Genomic DNA, 21,785 nt, shown 5'->3' with positions numbered 1-21,785 from the left:
GGGAGATGACATGCCAAGGCGGAAGATTCTGGTGGTGGAGGATGACGCGGGCCTGCAGCGGCAGCTGCGCTGGAGCCTGGACGAATACGACGTGGCGGTGGCCGGCGACCGGGAGAGCGCCTTGTCGCTGCTGCGGCGGCATCAGGCGGCGGTGGTGACGATGGACCTGGGGCTGCCGCCGGACGCGGACGGGGCGAGCGAGGGGCTGGCGCTGCTCCAGCAGATCCTGGCCGTCGCGCCGGACACCAAGGTCGTCGTGCTGTCAGGGAACCGGGACCGGTCCAACGTGCTGAAGGCGATCGCAATGGGCGCCTACGACTTTCACCAGAAGCCGCTCGACGCGGACCTGCTGCGTCTGGTGATCGAGCGCGCATTCTTCCTGCACAGCGTGCAGCAGGACAATCGCCGCATGCTGCAGATCGAAGCCGATTCGCCGCTGGCGGGGATCGTCAGCCGCGATCCGGGCATGCTGAAGGTGTGCCGCAGCGTGGAAAAAGTGGCGCCATCGTCGGCCACGGTCCTGCTGCTGGGCGCGTCGGGCAGCGGCAAGGAGCTGATTGCACGCGGCCTGCATCGGCTGTCGGCGCGGCACGACAAGCGCTTCGTGGCCATCAATTGCGCGGCCATTCCCGAGCACTTGCTGGAAAGCGAGCTGTTCGGCCATGAGAAAGGCGCGTTCACCGGCGCGGTGCGCCAGACGCCCGGCAAGATCGAGCTGGCCCAGGGCGGCACCTTCTTCCTGGACGAGATCGGCGACATGGCATTGGCGCTGCAGGCGAAGCTGTTGCGCTTCCTGCAGGAACGCGTGATCGAGCGGGTCGGCGGGCGCAGCGAGATCGCCGTGGACGTGCGCATCGTCTGCGCCACGCACCGCAACCTCAAGACGCTGGTGGACGAGGGAACGTTTCGCGAGGACCTGTTTTATCGCCTGAGCGAGATCGTGCTGGTGATCCCGCCGCTGCGCGAGCGCGTGGGCGATGCGGTGCTGCTGGCGCAGCATTTCAAGAACCGCTTCTGTGGCAGCGAAGGCAGGTCGACGATGCATTTCAGCCCGGACGCCATCGCGGCCATCGAGGCCTATGCATGGCCGGGCAATGTACGGGAGATGGAGAACTGCATCAAGCGCGCCGTCATCATGGCCGAGGGTTCGCAGATCACGACGGCGGACCTGGGCCTGCCAGAGGCGGGCGCGGCGGACGACAGCATCGACCTGCGCGCCGCGCGCGACGCCGCGGAGTACCGCGTGATGGTCAAGGCGCTGGCCCGCTCGGGCGGCAATATCGCCCGTGCCGCGGAAATGCTCGGGGTCAGCCGCCCGACGCTGTACGACCTGATGGCGCATCACGGCATCAAGTGAGCCGCCCGTCGCGCGCGGGGCAAGGGTTCAATCCCGCCACTGCCCCGCGGCGGCCAGCTTGTTCTTCAGGCCGGGAAGCGGCACCCCCAGCTCATAAGCCAGCCTGGCTGCTTCGCGCGCCTTGTCGAAATCCTTCTTGCGCACGTAGACCAGGCCCAGGTTGTACTGGTTCATCCCGTTGCGCGGCTCCAGCCGCGCCGCTTCCTCGAGCTGGGTAAGCGCGGCATCCTCGTGGCCGAGTGCCAGCAGGTAGCCGCCCAGGATGGCGCGCACCCGCGCGTCATCCGGCCGGAAGCGGATGGCCCGGTCGAAATAGCATTCGATGGAATACTTCGCGCCTTTCGGACGCGACGATTTTTCGCGCAGGGCGAGGCGCGCCAGCGAGGCGAGTGCACGATGGTGGTTGGCGAAATGGTCCAGCGTATAGCCGATGTCGTCGCCGAGATAGCCGGACTGCCCGCGTTCCAGGCGCTCGACCTGCGGCGTGAAATGGAAGCGCTCGACGACATCGAGCTTCTGCCGGTGTTCGGGATTCGTGTAATCGCCGCCGGTGATCGTATTGTTGAAAGGCGGGCAATCGCTGCGTGCGTGGGCGGCGCCGTGCAGCAGGGGAAGGGCAAGCAGCAGGGCGAAGATCAGGGGCGACCGGGGTGGCATAGGGATTCCTGTCGTGGCGCGTGTTCCAGCGCATCGGTGTCGAAACGCAGCTGCGGGATTGACCCCGCGCTGAATGAAACGTGGAAGTAGGGGGCCTGTGTCGCGAACATGCATTGCCAGCGCCCGAGCGTGACGGACGTGGCGCTGCCCAGCCTGACGGCGCCCAGCCGGGCATGCGAGCGCAGGGAGTCGGGGTTGAACGCGGAGATCCGGCTGCAGGTCCAGCGCACGCCGCGTGCGTGCAGCCGGAAGTGCGCCTCTTCCCAGAGCTTGGCGAATGTGGGGCCGAGGCGCAGGTGCGGCTGCACGAAGACGTCGTAGTCCCATGCGGAGTGGGGCGATGCAAGGCAGTACCGCACGCGCACTTCGTCTTCGCGATAAGCGCCGAACTGGTACCACAGGAAGCCCGCCAGTTCGTCGCCGCGCCAGGCGGCAAGGCTGTGGCCGCCCTGGCGAAAGCGCTCGGCCAGCACGTCGCGGGGGCGTGGATAGCCCCATGGGATGTCGGCAAGGACCGAGACGGCGCGCACCCGGATCGCGCGGCCCCAGCCGGCGCGTGAAGGGGTGCTCGCCACGCGCTGCGCGACGAAGTAATAGCGGTGCAGGCGAAGCGGGCTGTTCCGGCAAATGCGCGCCACGCCATACAACACGGCATCGAACCAGCCAAGGTCCGTGACCGTTTTCAGGAAGCGATTGTTCATCGCTTCATTTAACCTCCGGGCCTGCGCTCTTTCCTTGTCGAGACTCAACAGTAGGGCCGAGTCGTGACGCGCGTTGATGCGCGTGCGCGGCGGCCGCCGGCGATACGGCAAGATGTTGCGCGACGACCGCGCGGGTGGCCATCACGGCCACCATCAGGTAGTACGGTACGTCCCAGTACAGCAGGCTGAGGAAAGCCCCGCCGACGGCGAAGCCGATCAGGCTTGCCTGGATCATGGCGGCCAGCGAGGCGGCCCATTGCAGGTCCGCACGGCCACGGCAGTGCCGCACGATCCAGGCCGCGTAGCGCCAGGTCAGGAAGCCAAGCATCAGGTACAGGCCGAGCCCGATCCAGCCATGTTCGCCCAGCGCCTGGAAGTAGATGCTGTGGGCGGCATGCACCGCCGAGGGATCGGGGGCATACATCGCGAATGTCATCGGCTCGTACATCGAGAAGCCGCCGCCGAAGAACCGGTCGCACGCCAGGTTGTACGCGGTCTGCCATGCGTTGATGCGGCCCATCGCCGAGTGATCGGCCTCGTATTCGGAGATGGTGTCCATGCGCGCCGCCCACTGCTCGGGCATGAACAGCAGGGCGAGCGGTACCAGCAGCACCAGCAGCGCGGCGCCGGCCAGCTTGTGGCGGCTCTTCTTCCACATGAACGCCAGCATGGCGATGATCGCGAGGAAGCCGCCGCGCGAGTAACTCCCCAGCGCCGCGAGCGCGCACAAGCCCATGGCGACGAACATGAGTCTGCGCATCCACTGTTTCGGCAGTTCCTGCATCAGGTAGTACATCAGCGGAATGGTCATGATCAGCGCCAGCGCGAGCGCATTGTTGTCGCCGATGAAAGTGCCGATCGGCCCCCACACGCGCTGGTTGCCGCCGCTGCGGACCGTGAAGATGCCGCCCTTGACGCCGTAGTAACCCAGCGATATCACGAGCACCCAGATCAGGTGGCGCACATGTTCGCGCTTCCGGATGACCATCATCACGACGAAGGTCATCAGCATGATCTTCATCACCTTGTTCCACTGGCCCCAGGCGGCATTGGGAATGATCGCGAAGAGGGTCGTGATGTTCATCCACACGACGAACAGGATCAGGGTGATCGTGATCGGCGTCATCGGCAGCCTGTTCTTTTCGCGCGACTTCAGCAGGCTGAGGAGAGTGACGCCGGCGATCAGTTGGGCGAATGGGAACGTGGTGGCGAAGCCCCAGCCCTGCGTATGGGGATTCATGACGCTGATCCACACCCACATCAGGCCGCCGATCACGGGACGTTGCAGGGCAAACGGCAGGCCACCAAGGACCAGGAGGGTGACGAAAATATCGCGCATGGCTTTCTTCTTGACGGACCTCAACGGATCCAAAAGGCCCGCCAGTACACTGGTTCAGCCCGGCAGTCCATCATACGTCGCAGGAGGAGCGCCCTTGTTGACCGTTCTCATGGCAACCTTCAATGGGGCGGCCACGCTGCCGAAGGTCCTGGAAGCCTATTCCCGCCTGATCGCGCCGCCGCGTGGCTGGCGGCTCCTGATCGCCGACAACGGCAGCACCGATGGAACGCGTGCGCTGGTGGACCAGTATGCCGGTCGGCTGCCGCTGCTTTATCTCTGGGTGCCGCGCCGGGGCAAGAACGTGGCGCTCAATGCGGCGCTTGCCGTCGCGCTCCAGGCCCGCGAGCCCGGCGGACTGTTTGTCTTCACGGATGACGATGTCACGCCGGAGGAAGACTGGCTCGTGCGGCTTGCCGAGGCGGCGCACGAGCAGCCGGCCTATGACATCTTTGGCGGGCGCATCGTCGCGGACTGGGGCGCCACGCCGCCGGAGTGGATCGAGCGTCTCGTGCCGCTCGGCCTGACGTTCGGCATCACGCCACCCGAGATCGAGGATGGTCCCGTTTTTCCCGGCCTCGTGTGGGGTGCCAATTTGGCGATCCGGCGCCACCTGTTCGAGCAGGGGCTCCGTTTCGATGAAACGATCGGACCGGCCGCCGGGGCCTACGCGATGGGCAGCGAAACGCAGCTGACGCGCCGCCTCGGCGATGCCGGACACGGTGCATGGTTCTGCCCGCGCGCGCGGGTCGCGCACTATATCCGGCCTCAGCAGATGACCCCGCAGTGGGTGATCGAACGCGCCCGCCGCTTCGGCCGCGGCAAGTACCGGCAGGAGTGCGAAGGGCGGTTCAAGGAATGGTTCGGCGTACCCCGCTGGATGTTCAGCCGGTTCGGGCTGGAACTCCTCGGACTGGCCAAGGCCTGGATTCGCCGCGATGCGGACAGCGCCTTCCGGCACCGCTGGGAAATGGCCTACCTGGACGGCTACATGCGCGAAGCATGGCGGGCCGGCCGTTCGACCGGCCGGGGCCGCATCCTGATCACGAGCTATTCGGGAGAATTGGGCGGCATGGAGTTGCGCATGGCGCAGGAGGCGCAGTTCCTGCGCGCGGGAGGATACGACGGGGTCATCGGCATTCGGCCGTTCCCGCGCAGTGCCGTATGGGCGGGCACCCTCGTCGATCGCCGCGTTCCTGTGCGGCACTTCGCACCACCGCCCGTGCTCGAGCAATGGCGCTGGCGGCGCGTCAACAAGATCCGGGCGCTGCTGGGCAGCGTACGCGCCCTGCGCCGCATCAGGGCCGACCTCGTGCATGTCGCCTTTTGCTGGAATACCTATGGGGCCACGGCCCTGTGGATTGCCGGCAGGTGTGGCCTGCCGGCCGTGATCAGCGTGCACAACACCTTCCCGCCATGCGAGTTCGGCCGCTGGCATCGGCCGTTGTTGCAGGAAGCGTTTGCCGCGGTGCGCGGAATCTATGGCGCGACGGAGGCCGCGCTCCAGCACTTTCTGGCGTTGTACCGGCCCTTCATCCGCGACGACATCCGGCTGGCGGTCATTCCGAACTGCGTCGACACCCAGCGCTTTCGTCCTTCGCCCGAGCTGCGCGCCGCCACGCGCCGGCGATGGCAACTGCCGGCCGATGCCCTCGTGATCGGTTCCGTGGCGCGCCTCTCGCCGCAGAAGCGGCCCGAGGCCCTGGTGGCGCTGCTCGGCGCACTGCGCGCGGCGTTTCCGACCCTGCACCTCGTCCTGGCCGGTACCGGTCCCCTGGAAGCGCAGGTAAGAAGCCTGGTTGCCGCGCGGGGCCTGGAACCGTTCGTGATCTTCACTGGCTACCAGGACCGGATCGAGGAGATCATGCCGGCATTCGACGTGCATCTGCTGCTCAGCAGGCGCGAGGGATTCGGCATCGCCACCATCGAAGCCATGGCGTGCGGCGTTCCGGCCGTCGCCAGCGATGTGCCCGGCAATTCCGATGTGCTGTCAGGCAGCGGGGGCGGCATGCTGGTCCCGCTCGACGACGAGGAAACCGTGGCGCGTGCCGTCGCCGGCCTGCTCGCCGACCCGGACAGGCGTGCACGGATGGGCGCCGAAGGCAGGGACGACGCGGTGCGCCGGTTCAGCACCGCGCGCGTGCAGGCAATGGTTCACGCGTTCTACGAAGGGCTGTTGTAGCATGCCCTCCGCCCGGCGGTCCTTGCTGGTTTCGTTCTCGGAACGCTACACCTTGCTGTTGCTCGGGGTGATCGGCACGATGATCATCGCGCGGCTGCTGCCGCCGGCGGAAATCGGCATTTATGCGATCGGTGCCGTCCTCGTCGGACTGGCGCAGGTCTTGCGGGATTTCGGCGTCGGACAGTATATCGTCACTTCGCCGACCCTGGGCCCCAAGCAGTTGCGGGCGGCATTCGGCGTTTCCACGCTCTCGGCCTGGACCTTGGCCCTGGTGGTGTTGGCGCTGAGCGGCCCCATGTCCGAGTTCTATGACCAGCCGCGGCTGCGGGACGTGATGCGGCTGCTGGCAATTAACTTCGTGCTCGTGCCGTTCACGTCCCTGACGCTGTCCTATCTGCGCCGGCAACTGCGCCTCTTTGCCATCTACGTCATCAACGCCACGCACGGCCTGACGCAATTGCTGTGCACCATCTGGCTGGCCCTCGGGGGGTACGGCTGCCTCAGCCTTGCCTGGGGCACCGTGGCCGCCGCCGCCGGTGCAATCCTGGTCAGCCTGTTCTTTCGTCCCACCGAATTGCCGTGGCTGCCGCGCCTGAAAGGTGCGCGCGAGGTGCTCGCCTTCGGCTTCTACGCGACCGGAGGGAACATTGTCGACGAGGCTGGCGTGGCCGCGCCCGACCTGATCATCGGCAAGTTGCTGGGGTCCGAGGCCGTGGCCGTGTTCGGCAAGGCGCAAGCCCTGCTCAATCTGTTCAGCCAGGCCGTCACCAGCGCCGTGTCCCCCGTCCTGCTCCCCATGTTCGCGGGGCAGGCCAGGGACGGGCGCGATCCCCGGGAAGGCTATCTGCTCACAGTCAGTTGCATGACGGCCGTCGCATGGCCGTTCTTCCTGCTCCTCGGTACGTTCGCGTTGCCGATTGTTAACATCGTCTATGGCACGCAGTGGGACGCGGCTGCCCCGTTGATCCGCGTCATGTGTTGCTCGTCGGCCCTGTATAGCATGTTCAGCATGGCTCGATATTTGTTCGTCGCAACGGGACATGTGCGCGAACAGGCACGGCTGGACACCTTGGCGGTGCTCGTGCGCGTGGCGCTGTTGTTTCCGGCCGGCCTCGCGGGCTTGTACTGGGTCGCCTGCGCGGTCGTCGGCGGCGCCTTGTTCCGCTCGTGGCTGACCTGGCGTTACTTGAACAAGCTCAGCGGCATTCGTTTGCCCCAGCTCCTGCGCGCGGTGAGCCGCAGTGCCGCGGTAACGCTCCTGTCCGCCCTGGGACCGATCGCCGCCGTGTTGCTGGCGCCGGCCGGGAATGTACAACTGGTCGTCGCGTCCATCCTCGTGGTACCGCTCTGGCTTGCGGGACTTGCGCTCTTCCGGCACCCGCTCGCTGCCGAACTGGAGCTCGCATGGCGCAAGGCCCGACGTCGTGATGCTGTTTGAAGGAGTAGTGATCATGCGAGTAGGTATATTGTCGTATCCGATGCTGTTCCAGCGTGACGGCGGCCTGCAGGTGCAAGTCCGCGAGACGATCGCAGCCCTGAACCGGCTTGGCGCGGACAGCGCGCATCCGCTTCAGGCGCAGCTCGTCGATCCGAACCGTGAACGTCTGGACACCTTCGACCTCATCCACGTCTTTTCAGCCATCAACGGCAATTATCGCGTTGTCGAAGCCGCCAGCGAGATGGGTGTGCCCGTCGTGTTGTCCCCGCTGTTGTCGCCAGGCTGGAACCGCGCGTCGGGATTCCGGGCGCGCGTGGCGGACCGGCTCGCCGGCCGCCTCACTGCCTGGAATGTGCAAACCAGTTATGCGCAAACGAAGCGGGCGTTGCAGCTTGCAAAGCTGGTCATCGCGCTGGGCGAGCCGGAGCGGGAAGCCATCATCTCGGGTTTCCTTGTCGAGCCGGGAAAAATCCGGGTTTTCCCGAACGGCATCAGCCGGCACTTCTTCACCTCGCGTCCCGAGCTGTTCCGTCACCGCACCGGGATCACGGGACCGTTCGTCCTGATGGTCGGAGCGATCAGCCCTTACAAGAACCAGCTCGGCCTGGTGCAGGCATTGGCCGACATGCAGGTGCCGGTCGTGCTGATTGGCCGGGCTGCCCGGCAGGACCAGGTCTACCTCGATACGGTGCTGCGCTCGCCGTGGGTGCGCTGGCTGGGCGCCCTCGATCACGCCGATCCATTGCTGGCCAGCGCCTACTGTGCGGCCTCCGTCGTCGCGCTGCCCAGCCACGGCGAAGTATTTCCGCTGGCCGTGCTGGAATCGTTGGCCGCCGGCACCCCGGTCGTGATGACGGATGAAAATGCGCTCGACCTGCCCGAGAGCGCCTTCGCGCTTCGCAAGGTGCCGTGGCACGACGCCGCCGCGCAGCGCACCGCCATCCACAACTTCATCCATGCTCCACCGGCGCGCGAGAGCGTGCGTGCCCTGGTCGAGCAGTATACCTGGCAGCGCGTCGCCTCGGAAATCGCCAGTTGCTATTTCGATCTGGCTGCCAGCTTGCACGGTGATCAGACTCGCGGCCACGCGGGGGCGGTGACAGAACGTTCGTCCGATGCCGCGCAGCCCAAGGCCATCGGAACGCCCGAGGGAACGCTGTCCTAGAAAAGCCGCGCGATCGGCGTCCCCCGCGTCAGTTGGACGATACCGGCGTCCAGGGCCACGGCAAAACACCGCGGGCCCTCCGACCTGTCAGCTCGCCGAAGTTCACTCGATTTCGTGGGACAACGCGCCGCTGGGCGCGCAGGGCTGCGGCTGGCCAGAAAGGCCGGCCGGGCGTTGGAAGCAATGTGCTCGTTCAGCAACGAGAGGGCGGCAACGTGGCCGATGTCACTTCAGGTGGGCCGCAGCGCGGTGCGGAAAGGTCGCCTTCGGCGCGGCAGTCCCGCAGCACGTCGTGCCGGTCCGTCATCGATCGCGGCGGGAGTTTTCGGCGATCTTGCGGGAGCTCAGGCCCGAGGCCGATAGCGCAGGACGGCCGCGCCCTTTTCGCAGCGCAGTTCGCGCTGCTCGATCTCCGGATGCTCATCGGCCCAGCGGCGCAGGATCTGCTGTTCGTCGGGCCGCCGTGCATCATCGAGGAAGACGGCGGCGCCGGCCGAGAGCCGGCCGAACAGGGCGGGACCGGCCGGGTAGCGCGCCAGGGACCGCGTTGCCTGTGGCGGGCCATCGATGACGAGCATGTCGATCTCGAGCTCGCGCGGCAGTCCGTCCGTTGCATACCAGGGCCAGATGGCGCCGGAGAATTCCTGTGGCGCGAGCGGTGCATCCAGCACTTCCGCCCAGGCACTCAGGCCGTGGCGTTCCAGCTGCTGCCGCGTCTGCCGCGCGTAGGCTGCGTCATGCTCCAGGCTGTATACCTTGCCGCTGCCGTTGATCTGCATGCAGCGTGCCAGCACCAGCGTGGAGGTACCGCTGCTGCACTCGACGATGGTGCGGGGTTTCTCGGCCTGGGCATGCCGGGTCAGCTCCAGCAAGAAATCGGGCGACGCCGCCCAGCCCCGCGTGTCGGGCAGGCTGTGCGACAAGCCAAGGTCCGTGTAGAGACCCTGCAGGGCTTCCAGCTGGCGGAACAGGCCGGCATTGTCGCGGTGCGACTGGTCGCGCACATCATGCAGCATCAGGTGAATCAAGCGCACCTTGTGCAGCGTGTAAGCGCACAGCAGCAAGGTCGCGGCAATGAACAGCAAGGACGTCAACGGAAACATGGTTACCCCTGGTCGTAGTACGCGTAGTGGTGGTCGCTGCAACTGAAGGGCTTGCTCTTGTTGTAGACGAGATTGACGTGCCGGCAGGACTCGACAAGCCGCAGCGCTTCGCGCACCGAGCTGTGCGTGGTGCGCTCGGCTTCGACGACCACGACGACCTGTCCCATCTGGGATGCGAGCACGCTTGCCTCGGAGGTGATCAGCAGCGGCGGCGAATCGAAGATGACGATGCGGTCGGGATAGCGATTGGCGATATCGTCCAGCAAGCGGGACATGTTCCGGCTCGCCAGCAGTTCGGTCGCATGCTTGTTGCGTCGCCCGGAAGGCAACAGGCTCAGCGCGGGCACATTGGTCTTCAGGATCACCTCGGACAGGTCCCGCTCATCGTCGAGCAACACGTCCATCAGGCCGGGGCCCGGCTCCAGACCGAGCACATTGAGCACCGCGGGGCGGGCGACATCGGCGTCCACGAGCAGGACCGTGGTGTCGCGCTCCATCGCCATGCTCATCGCCAGATTGATGGCGCAGTAGGTCTTGCCTTCGCCGGGCAGTGCGCTCGTCACGATGATCAGGTTGCCGTGCTGGATGGGCTGGCTGTCGAGACCGCGCGCGCCGCGCAGCAATGGCCGCTTGATGATGCGAAAGTCTTCGGCGACACCGGTGCGCCCGCCCTCGTGCGTCACCATGCCCAGCTGCTGGAGCCTTGCGAGATTGATGTCGGCATGCCTGGCGTCGGGACAGACGAGGAAGGGCTCGGCACGGGAGCCGGGAATCTGGGGAATCATCGTGGGCTCCTGCTAAATCTGAAGCATGGAAAATGCCATGACGCCGCCGTAGGATGCGAGCAGGCAGCCAATGCCGGCGCCGAAGCCGATCTGCCCGCGGCGCCGTTTCTTGCGCTCGGGTTCCGTCCAGTTCATTGCAACGGACCCCAGCACCCGCAGGCCGGTCGCCTCGCGCAGCTCGGCCGAACTCAGGTAGGTTGGACGCACCTGGCTGACCAGCAGGGCGACCGCGGCGCCGGCGAGGACCGCGACGCCCAGCACGACCGTATAGAGGAGGGGACGGTTCGGCCCGGCGGGACGCAGGGGGACCGTTGGCGGGTCGATGATCTTGAAGCTCAGCATGTCGGTGTTGGAGCTGAGGTCGCCCGACAGCTTGGCCGCTTCGCGGCGTTCGATCAGCTTCTCGTAGTTTTCCTTGTTGACCTGGTAGTCACGGTTCAGCTGGGCCAGCTGCGACTCGACTTCCGGCACGGCCTTGCTCTGTTCGACCAGCGATTCGTGCCGTTGCTGCATTTCCGCGACCCTTGCGCGGATCGAGGCCACGCGCGCATCGGCTTCGGCGAGCGCGACCTTCAATTGCTGGAGCATGGGGCTATAGCCCTTGCCCGGATCGGTGGGTGCCACGCGCGTCCTGGCTTCCTGTACCTTGCGCTCTTCGAGCTGGGCGATCAGGCGGCGCGTGGAGATGATGTCCGGATGGGCTTCGGTGTACTGCAACAGCAAGGCGTCGAGCGACTTGGTCAGCGCGGAGATTCGTCCATCGATTTCGGGATTGTCGATCGCCGCCGCGCTGGGCTCGGCGCCGAGAATCGGCTCGTCTCCCTGGATCTGGGAATTGATGGCGGCCCGGGCCTGTTCGGCCTCGACCAGTTCCAGCTTCGCATTGTTCAGCGCGTCGGACGACATGAGGATTTGCGACCCATAGTCGACGCCCTGGCGCGGCAGCAGGAAGTTGTGCTTGAGCTTGAAGTCCTTCACGGAGTTTTCCGCCGCCAGCAACTTGTCCTCATAAGCGCGGATCTGGTCGTCGATGAACCGTACCGCCTTGTCCGATTCGCCTTTCTTGCCTTTGAACCCGCCCTCGACGAAGATCGTCAGCAGGGACTGCACGACGTCGCGCACCAGGCGCGGGTCGCTGTTGCTGTAGCTGATCGTGTAGATATCGTAGGTGCTCGTGCCGCCGATGCGGATTTTCTGCATCAGTTCCTCGACCTGCTTCTCGTGTTCGCGCGGCGTGGAAGCCTTGACATCGAGATCGACCATGCGGATCACCCGCTCGACATTCGGTCTGCTGAGCAGCGTGCGGCTCATGATCGCCACCTGCTGGTTGACGTTCGGCATGGACGTCATGCCCGACAGCAGTGGCTTGAGGATGCTCTGCGTGTCGACGAACACGCGGGCGGTCGTCTGATAGTCGTCCGGCATCAGGTAGACCTTGCTCCAGCCGCCGGTCGCCACGAGCCAGGCCACGATCACTGCGCACCAGCGATATTTCCAGATTCCCTTCAATCCGGATTGCAGCTGGGCGATGATTTCTTCCATGACTGTTTTCTCCGAGTGCACCTTGTCCGAACGATTATATGGCTGGGGTTGCAGCCCCCGATCCGTACCTGCTGAGCTCTTGCGTGGCGTCAAAAAAAAGCGTACCGCCGGGATCTCCGGCGGTACGCGCAGGCGGCGGGCAGGTCCGGCTCAGGACTTGCGCCGGCGGCTGACCAGCGACATGCTGAGCAGGCCACCGGCGAGGATTGCCAGCGTTGCCGGTTCCGGCACTTCTTCCTGCAGCACGTTGGCCAGCGTGTTGTGCTGGATCGTCAGCTGGTACAGCGTACCCGCGGTCAGCGTGCCGGTCGTGGAGTCGGTGTCGAGCGTGGACGTATAGGTGAAGTTGTAGGGCGTGGTGCCCGGATTCTGGTCCGTCGCGCTGCGCAGCGAATTGCTGTTCAACTCTTCCGGCGCGAACGAGTACACGACGGCACCGGTGGTGGTGTCCACGATGTTCACGGACCAGGACAACCGTGCGTTCGCGTTCGAGATCGGGCCACCGTCGATCACTCGTGCATCCGAGTAAGCGTTGGCAGTGAAGTCGAACGTGATGGTGCCGCCGCTTCCCAGCGCGAACTGGAAGGACGTCGAGGTGCCGACGTCCGAGTTGGCGGCGCCGATGCTGTTGTTCGAGATCGATGCCGTGTCCGCGCGGGTCTGCGCCGTCGCGCCGCCACCGATGATCGAGCCGGCCAGGGTCTGGTTGGCATAGGCGAAGTCCGCCGCGATGACGCCGGTCGGAGTGAAGGATGCGCCCACTGCCGCGCACCCGGCGGCGCTACCTGCGCATGACGGACCGGCAATGGCGGGGGCCGGGACCGGCTGGGAAGCGTTGTGTGCGTCCACAAAGCCATTGAACGTCGCAGTCGTATGCGCATCGTTGGTCCCGGTCAGCACCGTGAAATCGGCCGCCGTCAACGCCACGCCGCCCCTCGTCAGCTGCAGGTTGTTAACGGACAGGATCGACGTTGCATACGTATCGGCGTAGGCGCTGCCCATCCCCCCGATGCCCAGCGTCACGGCTGCCGCCGTGGCCAGGAGACCTTTCTTGAACATGTTCATGACGTGCTACTCCTTGTAAGTGATTGCGGCCGCAACGTGCAGTGCCGACGACCAGCTACTCAGCAGCAATCGTGCCACTTCAAAGTGTTCCTTGAAATCAAAGGCTTAGCCAATCCTGCCAGCGTTCGACGGGCAACTTGAAAAAAAGTCCGACGCTTTGCGGAACTCGCGGCCGTGACAGCAGTCTGATGTGCATGGACCTTTCCAGAGCAACCGGGGGCACAATGCAACACGACGATCCAATTATTTCCTTCGAAGCCGCGGCCAAGCTGCGCGACCTGGTCATCCGCGAGCAGGAAGCGAGCATCGCCCATACCCATGCCATCGATATGCAGGTGTTTCATATTCGCATGGCAAGTACCGCCGGTCACCGCGAGGCGGCCAACCTGTTGCTACGAAAGATGTATGGCTGGCGCGGCTATGATGTCGACGCCGGCACGCAGCATGCCCCGAACCGTATCACCCTCTATGCGGAAACGGGCGGCGCCACGGTCGGCACGATGTCGCTGTGTCTCGACGACCCGAAGATCGGTTTGCCGGCGGATGAAAACTTTCGCGACAAGCTCGATGAACTCAGGGCCGCGGGCCGGCGGCTGTGCGAGCCTTCGCGGCTCGCCATCGACAAGAACGTGACGAAACGCGTGTTCGCGTCGCTGATCCACATCTCCTACATCTATGCGCACAATATCCACGGCTATACCGACTATGTCATCGAAGTGAATCCACGCCACGTCATGTTCTACAAGCGCATGCTCGGTTTCCGTGATTTCGGCGGCGAGCGGCCATGCACCCGGGTCGGCGCGCCGGCCGTGCTGCTGCGGCTCGAGCTGGAATACATGGGCGAGCAGATTGGCGCGTTCGCCGGGATGATGGAACAGGCGCCAGGCGAGCGCTCGTTCTACCCGTATTTCTTCCCGCTGCGTGACGAGTCTGGCATCACCTCGCGCCTCATCCAGGGGCGCGACTGATGGCGGCTTCCGGAGACGCGCTGGCGGCGTGGCGCCGCCAGCTGGGCCACGAGCGCGTGCTCGACGACCCCGTGACGCTGGACCGGTATGCCGCCAGTACCTCTTCCTGGAGTACGCGGCCACTCGCGATCCTCCGCCCCCACGATACCGCCGAGGTGGCCCAGCTGGTGCATGTCGCCCGAGCCCATCGGGTGCCGCTCTATCCGATCAGCACGGGCCGCAACTGGGGGTATGGCGACGCCTGCGCGCTGGCCGACGGCCACGCGATCGTGGACCTGTCCGCAATGAACCGCATCCTGGAGGCCAATGCCGAGCTGGCGTACGTGGTGATCGAGCCCGGCGTCACGCAGCGGCAACTGTCGCAATACCTGCGGGAACACGAGCTGCCGCTGTGGATGGACTGTACCGGTGCCGGGCCCGATACGAGCCTGATGGGCAATATCCTCGAACGCGGCTTTGGCCATTCGCCTTACGGCAACCGTTTCCAGAGCGTGGCGGGCATGGAGCTGGTGCTGGCCGACGGGGAGATCGTGCATACCGGCTTCGGTCACTATCCTTCGTCGGTCAACCGGCGCGTGTATCCGTACGGCGTGGGCCCGTACGTCGACGGCCTGTTCACCCAATCGAACATGGGCATCGTCACGAGCCTGGGCCTGTGGCTGATGCCCAGGACGCAGGCACTGAACCACTTCCTGTGCATGGTGCGGGAACACGAGGACATCGCGCCCGTGATCGATGCGCTCCGGCCGCTCCGGCTCGACGGCACCTTGCGCAGCATTCTTCACATCGGCAACGACCTGCGCGTGATCTCCGGCGGCACCACGTTCCCGCGCGAGCTCGCCGGCGGCAGGGTACCGTTGCCGGAAGAGGTCCGCCAGCAATTGCGCACCGCGTCGGGCGTGGGCGCGTGGACCGTCTCGGGCGCGCTGTATGGCAGCGACGCCCAGGTGGCCGCCGCCCGCCGCGCCGTGCGGCGCGCGCTCGCGCCCACCCGTGCGCACGTCCAGCTTCTCGACGAGCGCAAGCTGGACCTGGCGGCCGCGGCCGCCCGCCTGCTGAAGGGTACCGGTTTCGGCAAGCGCCTGGCCGCCAAGGTGGCGCTGGGGCGTTCCCTGTTCGAGATGAACCGCGGGATTCCGAACGGACGGTTCCTGGCCGGGGCCTACTGGCGCAGGCGTGGCGGCTTGCCGCCGGGTTTTCCAGCCGACGCCAATCCGGCGCTGGACCGTTGCGGCATGCTGTGGGTGTCGCCGGTGCCGCCCATGCGCGGCGAGGACCTGCTGCGCGTCCACGCGCTGGCCGAGCCGATCTTCCGCCGGCATGGGTTCGACCTGTTCGTTACCTTCAGCATGATCAACGAGCGTGCGCTCGGCGGGGTGCTGACGGTCGCGTACGACGCGGAAGATGCGGCCGAAGTGCAGCGGGCGCGCACGTGCTACCGCGAGATTTTCGACACGATGATGGCGACCGGGTATATACCGTACCGCGTCGGCCTCCAGTCGATGGCCGACCTGGACAGCGGCAATGACGGCTACTGGCGCATGGTCGGCAAGATCAAGGCGGCGCTCGATCCCGCCAACATCATCGCGCCCGGGCGGTATTCGGCGCGGCAGCATCCTTGCGCGTGATCCGGCGCGCCGAACGCCGGGGAGGAGGGCCGCTGCCCGCGATAGCTCGCCCGTGGCGGGCGCAGGTGCCTACAGCTTCGCCATCAGTGCGCGCACCTCGTCGTGCCGCTGGAAGTCGGTGGCCGCCATCAAGCGTTCGCACTGGGCCCTGGCCCCCTTGCGATCCCCGGCGAGGAGCAGCGCCCGTGCGAGCCGCAGGCGGATATCGTGTGCCGCCGGCGCCTGCTCCGTCGCCGTCTTCAGTAGCGGCAAGGCCCGCGCCGCGTCGCCTTTGTCGAGCAGGACGGCGGCGAGCGTATCCGCGATGGCCGGGCTGTTCGGCGCGAGCTTGTGCGCCTTCTCCGCATATTGCAGTGCCCGTCCATCCTTCAGTTGCAACAGCGCCCAGGCATAGTCGTTGAGCATGACGGGATTCTCCGGCGCCTTGCGCAGAATTTGCTCGTATTGCTGGCTCGCGGCCTTGTGGTTGCCTTCTCCCGCGAGCGTGCTGGCGTAATAGGTGCGCGTTGGCACGTCGGCCGGCTGCTTGTCGAGCCACTGCCGCAGTTGCGCACCGGCTTCCTGCTGCCGGCCCGCCGCCGTCAATGCCTGGTGGAGCGCAATCGCCATCGGGCCCGACGGTGCGACCTGGAGGGCGCGCTCGTAGCGTTGCGCGGCGTCGGCCGGTTTTTGCTGGGCCATCAACGTGTCGCCTTCCAGCTTGAAGCCGAGTGGCCAGTCCGCATGCCGGGCTTGCAGGGATTGTGCCGCGGTCACGGCGTCGCGGAAAGCCTTCTTGTCGATCAGCAGCGCATGCTGGAGCAGCAGGGCTTCCACGCTGTCGGGCGCGATGTTGAGTGCCTTGCGGACCGCCCGCAGGGCTTCGTCGGTGCGTCTGGCTGCCCAGTGCAGGCTGGCGATCCGCACCTGCACGGAAGGCGATTGCGGAAGCAGGCCGGCCAGCCGCTCATAACTTTCCAGCGCGGCTTCATCCTGCCCGTCGAGGGCCTGGGCCTGAGCGAGCAGGCCCAGCGCCGCCGGGTCGGCGGTATCGCTGGCCTGCAGCTTCTGGGCCAGCGTCAAGGCCTTTTTCCTGTCGCCGACCTGCAGATAGTAGGCTGCCAGCTGGCTGGCGGCAGCCTTGTCATCGGGATTTTCCCGGCTGGCCTGTTCGAGCCAGCGCACCGCTTCGGCCTGCTTGCCCAGGCGGGCTTCCAGCCGGGCGAGGGAGGTCATCAGCGCGGCATTCTTCTTGTCCTTCGCGAGTGCGGCTTCATAGCGCTTGCGCGCCTCGTCCGGCTTTTTCTCCGCGATGTCGAGGTTGGCAAGATTGTCCAGCGCGAACAGATAGGCCGGGTCGAGCGCAAGCGCCTTCAGGTAGGCGGCACGCGCGCCGTCGACGTCGCTGCGCGCCAGCAGCACGCTCGCCCGCAGGTTCTGCAGAGTCGGGTTTTATGGGTGAAGTTGAAAAACTGCTGAGGAATCAGGCGCTTAGGCTGCGGCGCTGGGCTCGTCTCTATACTGTATATTTGGCGACTGCCAAATATCAGCATCTATCTTCAGTTGTCGGCTCGCCCCATGGCAGCCGCGCGTCCAGTGCGGAAGCGGTCGGCACCACGCGCTTGATGTAGATCCGGGTGGTCTTCTCGGAAGTGTGGGCAAGCCGCTTTTGAATCTCCGCGCGCTCCTCGCCGTCGGCTGCCGCATCGGTGGCGCCCAGCGCGCGGAGGTCGCGGAACTGGATGAGCGGGCCGAAGTCCTGGCCAGCCGCCGCTGCCGTTGCAATAGCCTTCTCGCGCGCCCGGAGCCACATCTGCACCAGGCTGAACGCCGCATACGGCTTACCGGCATTCCCGTGGCCAGTGGCCGCGAACACGTAGCTGCTCACAACGCCGCGGCGCCGCTTCTCTGCGCGTGCACGCTCGATCACGGCGGCGATGGCTGGCGTGATGGAAATCTCGACCGAAAGGCCACTGGTCTTCATGGTCTTGCTGGGCTTGAACGCCACCTTGCCGCCGACCAGACCGTCCGGACCGGGCCGAACCTGCGATTCCTGCAGCAGCCGGATATCCTGCGCACGTTGCCAGCACAGGTAGGCCATGTCGATGATGCACACGAACATGGCGCCGTTCGGCGTGCGTTTCCCGTTCTCGCTCACGAGCGCCGCTTCGCGGATCGCCGCCACCTGGTCGTGGCTCGCCAGCACGGTGCGCACCTTGGTGCGGTACTTCGACATATCGAGCTGATCGATCGGATTGTCCTGACGCAGCCCCAAGTCGCCGATGATGAAGCGGAACAGTTTGGCGGCGAGCGCGGTCATCTTCTGCGCGGTGTTCGCCTTGTCGGCATACTTCGCCCGAAGGAAGTCCGCCCAATCCTTCGTCGTGACCTGGGCGGCGTGGAATTCCGAGAACACGTCGGCGATTACGTCAAGGTGGCGGCTGTACTCGGTGACCGTCTTCGGCGTGTAGGCGCCCAGCATTCGCGCCTTGAACTCGGCACAGCACCACGGCATCATGCCTTCGGCGTTCACCGGGTTGCCCAGCACTGCAGCCAGGGCCTGGAGCATTGCGGGCTCGCCGTCATCGACGGCGCACAGCTTGATCCACTTCTTCGGCCCGGCCTTCGGGTTGCGCGGGTCGATCGTCGCCTCGGTGGGCACGAAGAAGTAGGCGCCATGGTTCACGTACACGCGGCGCGGCAGGCCGCGGTTCGTCTTGCGTTTCCGGTTCATTTACAGTTTCAGCTTCGGTCGGATCGTAGGGGAGGGCGCTGCCGGCGCAACCAGGTGCATGCGCAGCACGCGCACGGTGTTGTCGCGCATGCGGCGCGCCGGCACGCCCAGCTTGGCCAGCTCGCGCAGTTGCTCGGCAGGGCGCCGGTAGCGGGTAAGCTCAAAAAGCTCGGCGTCAGATAGAATCTCGTGCATTTTGCGCGGCCTTTCTCCGCTCCTGATTCGCTCGCGCCAGTGCTCGAGCCCCGCCTGCGCGTTTGGGGAAAATAGTTTGCGTCATGTTAGGATTTCTCATTTTTGAAGCGTATCTCATGGTTCTGGGATGGTTTGACGCACATAGCGGCTTAGCGGCCTGGGTCGGCAGTATCGGCACGCTAATCGCGGTGGCGGCCGGTGCTTTGACGGTCTACTGGCAACTAAGGCACACCAAAAAGGTTGAAGCAGCGAAGCAAAAAGAGAGTCATGCAACGGTGCTTCTGTCGTGTTGTTATCTTGCTCGCGAGCTGAATCGGATGATGGTGCTGTCGATGTATCAGATCGACTCTTCTGACAGTCCGATTTTCTATCCTTCGATAGCCGACGAATTTGCCGCGATCACAAAATTGTTCGATCAGTTGCCGGTTGAAACCCTTTCGCTGCTGGGTTGCATCGACGAGTGGCTGATGCTTAGGCGGATCGCGATCGAGATGCGATATATCTTCACACCGGAACCGCAGGTAGGTGATGGCTTCATTCGACGTGTGCGAAATCGAGTCCATGAGCTTGAGGCGATGGCTTTGCAATCCTCTCTGGCCATTCTCGAAAAATTGCAACGCCTCGCTCCGGAACTTTACGCGGAGCATGAGACACGCATTAACCGACGGTGAGGCCTTTTCGGGATCACGACGCCGGGCAACTGTCAAGTTCACAGCTTGACCGCAATAGCCCGAGGCGACTAAGGTAGTACGCGTGGGCTTGCTCATGCCGCCACGCCCGTGAGCTGCTGCTCGTGTGCGAAGTTTGCGCGGATCAGCGCTTCAGACAGCGGCGGGCACACGCTGTTGCCGCACATGCGCACTTGGGCTGACTTTGTCAGCGGCACCCTTGGCAGCGCGAGCACGTCGCCGTCCACCTGAACACCATCGGCGAACAGCCGCGCCGGGTCAGGGATTTCCTTGATCACGTAGTGCTCCGGGAAGCCCTGCGCGCGGTACAGCTCGTGGGGCGCGAGCATGCGCAAGCCGATGTCCACGATCTGGTAGTCCTGGCCCTGAATGGTGACCAGACCGTAACGATCCTTCGTCGTCACCGTGTGCAGCGGCTCGGCCAATTGCGGATCCTGATCGGTCCCGTAGTACTTGAGCAGGAACGCCCGCACTTCCGCGTGGTGCTGGCCGCCGGCGCTGACGGTGTGCAGCGGCTCGTCAACCGCGGCGGTGCTGCTGGTGCCGCGCAGCTTCACCAGTGTGCTTGCAACCACTGCCGACTTGCCACCGCCGCCAGCAGTCACCGTGGCGAGCGGCGCGGCGGCGGCGTGGCCAACGCTCTTGCCCATGTCGCGCTGCACGTGGGCGACCACCAAGCTGTGGTGGTCGCAGCTTGTCACCGTGCCGATCGGGTCCACCAAATCGGAACCGACGACGCCGGTGTAGTGCTTCGCGAGGAAGGCCGTGGCCACGGCCCCGTCGGCCTTTGCCGTGATCGTGGCGAATGGCTCGCCCGAGCTGCGCGGCCGGCTCTGTCCGGCTCGGCCACCGACGCCGGTCAGCACTGCAGAGACCAGACTGAAGTGCCCACCCTTCACCTGGGCGCAGATCGTGCGCAGCGGCTCGTCCGCCGGCATGACGCGCTGGTTCGTTGCGTTGGCGTGCTCATTCAGGAACGCTGTCACGAGCGCATGCTTGCCAGAGCCGACGATTGTCCCGACCGGCGAGCCGATGTCCAGGGCGCGCGGCGCCTGGCCAGCGCGCTCGCCGTAGCCGACCTGCACGAGGGTGGCCGATGCGAGCGCCTTCTCGCCGCGCTGGGCGCCAGTCACCGTGCGCAGCGGCTCATCGATCGATTCAATTCGGTCGGAGCCCTGGTGCGTGACGGGCACGATGAATGGCCGGTCCGCGTCGACTACGTAGCGCATGATGCCCTTGGCAATGCGCCGCATCGTTGCCGGTGCAAGCTCTCGGGTGCGTTCGAATATGCTGGGGCAGGGGAGGGACCAGTCGATGCATTCGGCGGCCGTGCGGTACGGCAGCAGCTTCCCGGCCTTCACGCCCGCCGTGTCCGGGGCGCCGTGCGTCGGTGTCGGCCAGCGGATCGGCAGGCCGTCGCGGCGCCCTACCAGGAAGAAGCGCTTGCGAATCGTCGGCGTTCCGAAGTCGCAGGCACGCAGCTCGCGATAGTCGACGGTGTAGCCGTGGCCTTCCAGCTGGCGAACGAAGCTCTTGAACGTCTTGCCGCGGCGCGCTGGGTCCGGCTTTGCCGTGCCGTCAGCGCTGACCAGCAGCGGGCCCCATGTTTGGAACTCCTCGACATTCTCCAGCATGATTACGCGCGGCTTGCACTTTGCCGCCCAACGCAGCGCGACCCAGGCCAAGCCCCGGATGCGCTTCTCTACGGGCTTGCCGCCCTTCGCTTTGCTGAAATGTTTGCAGTCGGGCGATAGCCAGACCAGGCCCACCGGTTGGTTCTTCGTGACCTCGATTGGGTCCACGTCCCACACGCTCTCGCACAGGTGTTTCGTGTGCGGGTGGTTCATGGCATGCATCGCCAGCGCTTCGGGGTCATGGTTGATCGCGAAGTCTACCGGGCGGCCGAATGCAGCTTCCAGGCCTGTGCTCGTGCCGCCGCCGCCGGCGAAGTTGTCGATGATCAGCTCGTTACCCAGGTCGAGTGCCATTGTGAAAAGGTCGCGCTTCAATTTTGTTCTCCAATCAAATCCATCTGTCGCGGGTCTACTGCCGTGGCCACGTAGATGACGACCTCGCCGAATTGGTCGAGTGAGTCGCAATCTCGGAGGCCGCGCTTCACTGCCTCGATTCCCGCCACGTGGCACACGCGGGCCGGCTGGCGGTGGAACAGGCATCCATGGCAGTTCAGGCCCCGGTTATCGTCGTCGTCCAGCAGCTTGCGTTCCAGCTGCGCGAACAGAATCCGGGTCGGGTCCATCATC

Annotated in this window: 19 protein-coding genes; 7 read left to right on the top strand and 12 right to left on the bottom strand. The window is 65.5% G+C overall.

Going from position 1 to position 21,785, the window contains the following annotated elements:
- The first annotated feature begins 10 nt into the window (after positions 1–10).
- Entirely contained in the window at positions 11–1,357 is a 1,347-nt protein-coding gene (prsR, locus tag V6Z91_RS24000) for a PEP-CTERM-box response regulator transcription factor (protein WP_338762140.1), read from the top strand.
- A 27-nt stretch (positions 1,358–1,384) separates the two neighbouring features.
- Here the strand turns inward: prsR and V6Z91_RS23995 are convergent, their stop codons facing one another.
- Genes V6Z91_RS23995 through V6Z91_RS23985 form a run of 3 tightly spaced genes read right to left on the bottom strand, consistent with a single transcriptional unit; the run spans position 1,385 to position 4,054 of the window.
- Positions 1,385–2,014: an ABC transporter permease gene (locus V6Z91_RS23995; RefSeq protein ID WP_338762137.1), complete on the bottom strand. Its 630-nt coding sequence runs from the start codon at positions 2,012–2,014 to the stop codon at positions 1,385–1,387.
- Positions 1,993–2,715 carry a hypothetical protein gene (locus tag V6Z91_RS23990; RefSeq protein WP_338762134.1) on the bottom strand — a complete coding sequence of 241 codons (723 nt, stop codon included), beginning with the start codon at positions 2,713–2,715 and terminating at the stop codon, positions 1,993–1,995. Before V6Z91_RS23990 ends, V6Z91_RS23995 begins: the two co-directional genes overlap by 22 nt.
- 4 nt (positions 2,716–2,719) lie before the next feature.
- On the bottom strand, positions 2,720–4,054 hold the full coding sequence (locus V6Z91_RS23985) for a putative O-glycosylation ligase, exosortase A system-associated (protein WP_338762132.1): 1,335 nt from the start codon (positions 4,052–4,054) through the stop codon (positions 2,720–2,722).
- Positions 4,055–4,148: 94 nt separating this feature from the next.
- Here V6Z91_RS23985 and V6Z91_RS23980 point away from each other — a divergent pair, with 94 nt between their 5' ends.
- From V6Z91_RS23980 to V6Z91_RS23970, 3 genes are read left to right on the top strand one after another with little or no spacing between them, the layout of a single operon-like run.
- The gene (locus V6Z91_RS23980) at positions 4,149–6,233 is read left to right on the top strand and encodes a glycosyltransferase (RefSeq protein ID WP_338762130.1); all 2,085 of its coding nucleotides are present in this window, start codon (positions 4,149–4,151) and stop codon (positions 6,231–6,233) included.
- A gap of 22 nt (positions 6,234–6,255) precedes the next feature.
- Positions 6,256–7,671: a lipopolysaccharide biosynthesis protein gene (locus V6Z91_RS23975; RefSeq protein ID WP_338762128.1), complete on the top strand. Its 1,416-nt coding sequence runs from the start codon at positions 6,256–6,258 to the stop codon at positions 7,669–7,671.
- Positions 7,672–7,684: 13 nt separating this feature from the next.
- Positions 7,685–8,836, top strand: a complete 1,152-nt coding sequence (locus V6Z91_RS23970; protein ID WP_338762125.1) for a glycosyltransferase family 4 protein — start codon at positions 7,685–7,687, stop codon at positions 8,834–8,836.
- A 344-nt stretch (positions 8,837–9,180) separates the two neighbouring features.
- Here the strand turns inward: V6Z91_RS23970 and V6Z91_RS23965 are convergent, their stop codons facing one another.
- From V6Z91_RS23965 to V6Z91_RS23950, 4 genes are all read right to left on the bottom strand, one after another.
- Positions 9,181–9,939, bottom strand: coding sequence for a class I SAM-dependent methyltransferase (locus V6Z91_RS23965; protein ID WP_338762122.1), 759 nt, complete (start codon positions 9,937–9,939; stop codon positions 9,181–9,183).
- A gap of 2 nt (positions 9,940–9,941) precedes the next feature.
- Positions 9,942–10,724, bottom strand: a complete 783-nt coding sequence (locus tag V6Z91_RS23960) for an XrtA-associated tyrosine autokinase (protein WP_338762120.1) — start codon at positions 10,722–10,724, stop codon at positions 9,942–9,944.
- Between the two features lie 12 nt (positions 10,725–10,736).
- Positions 10,737–12,266 carry an XrtA system polysaccharide chain length determinant gene (locus V6Z91_RS23955; RefSeq protein WP_338762118.1) on the bottom strand — a complete coding sequence of 510 codons (1,530 nt, stop codon included), beginning with the start codon at positions 12,264–12,266 and terminating at the stop codon, positions 10,737–10,739.
- Positions 12,267–12,416: 150 nt separating this feature from the next.
- On the bottom strand, positions 12,417–13,331 hold the full coding sequence (locus V6Z91_RS23950) for a PEP-CTERM sorting domain-containing protein (RefSeq protein WP_338762116.1): 915 nt from the start codon (positions 13,329–13,331) through the stop codon (positions 12,417–12,419).
- A 137-nt stretch (positions 13,332–13,468) separates the two neighbouring features.
- Here V6Z91_RS23950 and V6Z91_RS23945 point away from each other — a divergent pair, with 137 nt between their 5' ends.
- Together V6Z91_RS23945 and V6Z91_RS23940 are read left to right on the top strand one after the other, a co-directional pair.
- On the top strand, positions 13,469–14,299 hold the full coding sequence (locus V6Z91_RS23945; protein ID WP_338762114.1) for a long-chain N-acyl amino acid synthase: 831 nt from the start codon (positions 13,469–13,471) through the stop codon (positions 14,297–14,299).
- Positions 14,299–15,927 carry an FAD-binding oxidoreductase gene (locus tag V6Z91_RS23940; protein WP_338762111.1) on the top strand — a complete coding sequence of 543 codons (1,629 nt, stop codon included), beginning with the start codon at positions 14,299–14,301 and terminating at the stop codon, positions 15,925–15,927. Before V6Z91_RS23945 ends, V6Z91_RS23940 begins: the two co-directional genes overlap by 1 nt.
- 69 nt (positions 15,928–15,996) lie before the next feature.
- On the opposite strand, the gene prsT is transcribed toward V6Z91_RS23940, so the two are convergent.
- The 3 genes from prsT to V6Z91_RS23925 form a co-directional block, all read right to left on the bottom strand.
- Positions 15,997–17,328: an XrtA/PEP-CTERM system TPR-repeat protein PrsT gene (prsT, locus tag V6Z91_RS23935; RefSeq protein WP_338762108.1), complete on the bottom strand. Its 1,332-nt coding sequence runs from the start codon at positions 17,326–17,328 to the stop codon at positions 15,997–15,999.
- A gap of 124 nt (positions 17,329–17,452) precedes the next feature.
- On the bottom strand, positions 17,453–18,640 hold the full coding sequence (locus V6Z91_RS23930) for a site-specific integrase (protein ID WP_338762105.1): 1,188 nt from the start codon (positions 18,638–18,640) through the stop codon (positions 17,453–17,455).
- On the bottom strand, positions 18,641–18,835 hold the full coding sequence (locus V6Z91_RS23925; protein ID WP_338762102.1) for a DUF4224 domain-containing protein: 195 nt from the start codon (positions 18,833–18,835) through the stop codon (positions 18,641–18,643).
- A gap of 83 nt (positions 18,836–18,918) precedes the next feature.
- On the opposite strand from V6Z91_RS23925, the gene V6Z91_RS23920 reads away from it, so the two are divergent.
- Positions 18,919–19,506 (top strand): hypothetical protein, encoded by a 588-nt coding sequence (locus tag V6Z91_RS23920; RefSeq protein WP_338762099.1) that lies wholly within the window; start codon positions 18,919–18,921, stop codon positions 19,504–19,506.
- Positions 19,507–19,598: 92 nt separating this feature from the next.
- Here V6Z91_RS23920 and V6Z91_RS23915 read toward each other — a convergent pair whose 3' ends face one another.
- Positions 19,599–21,533 (bottom strand): DNA cytosine methyltransferase, encoded by a 1,935-nt coding sequence (locus V6Z91_RS23915; RefSeq protein WP_338762097.1) that lies wholly within the window; start codon positions 21,531–21,533, stop codon positions 19,599–19,601.
- Positions 21,530–21,784 (bottom strand): hypothetical protein, encoded by a 255-nt coding sequence (locus V6Z91_RS23910; RefSeq protein WP_338762095.1) that lies wholly within the window; start codon positions 21,782–21,784, stop codon positions 21,530–21,532. The genes V6Z91_RS23915 and V6Z91_RS23910 overlap by 4 nt, the downstream gene beginning before the upstream one ends.
- Position 21,785 lies beyond the last annotated feature (1 nt).

Source organism: Massilia sp. METH4, from assembly GCF_037094685.1.
Lineage (GTDB): Bacteria > Pseudomonadota > Gammaproteobacteria > Burkholderiales > Burkholderiaceae_D > Rugamonas.
This window is presented reverse-complemented; position numbering and strand designations above follow the sequence as displayed.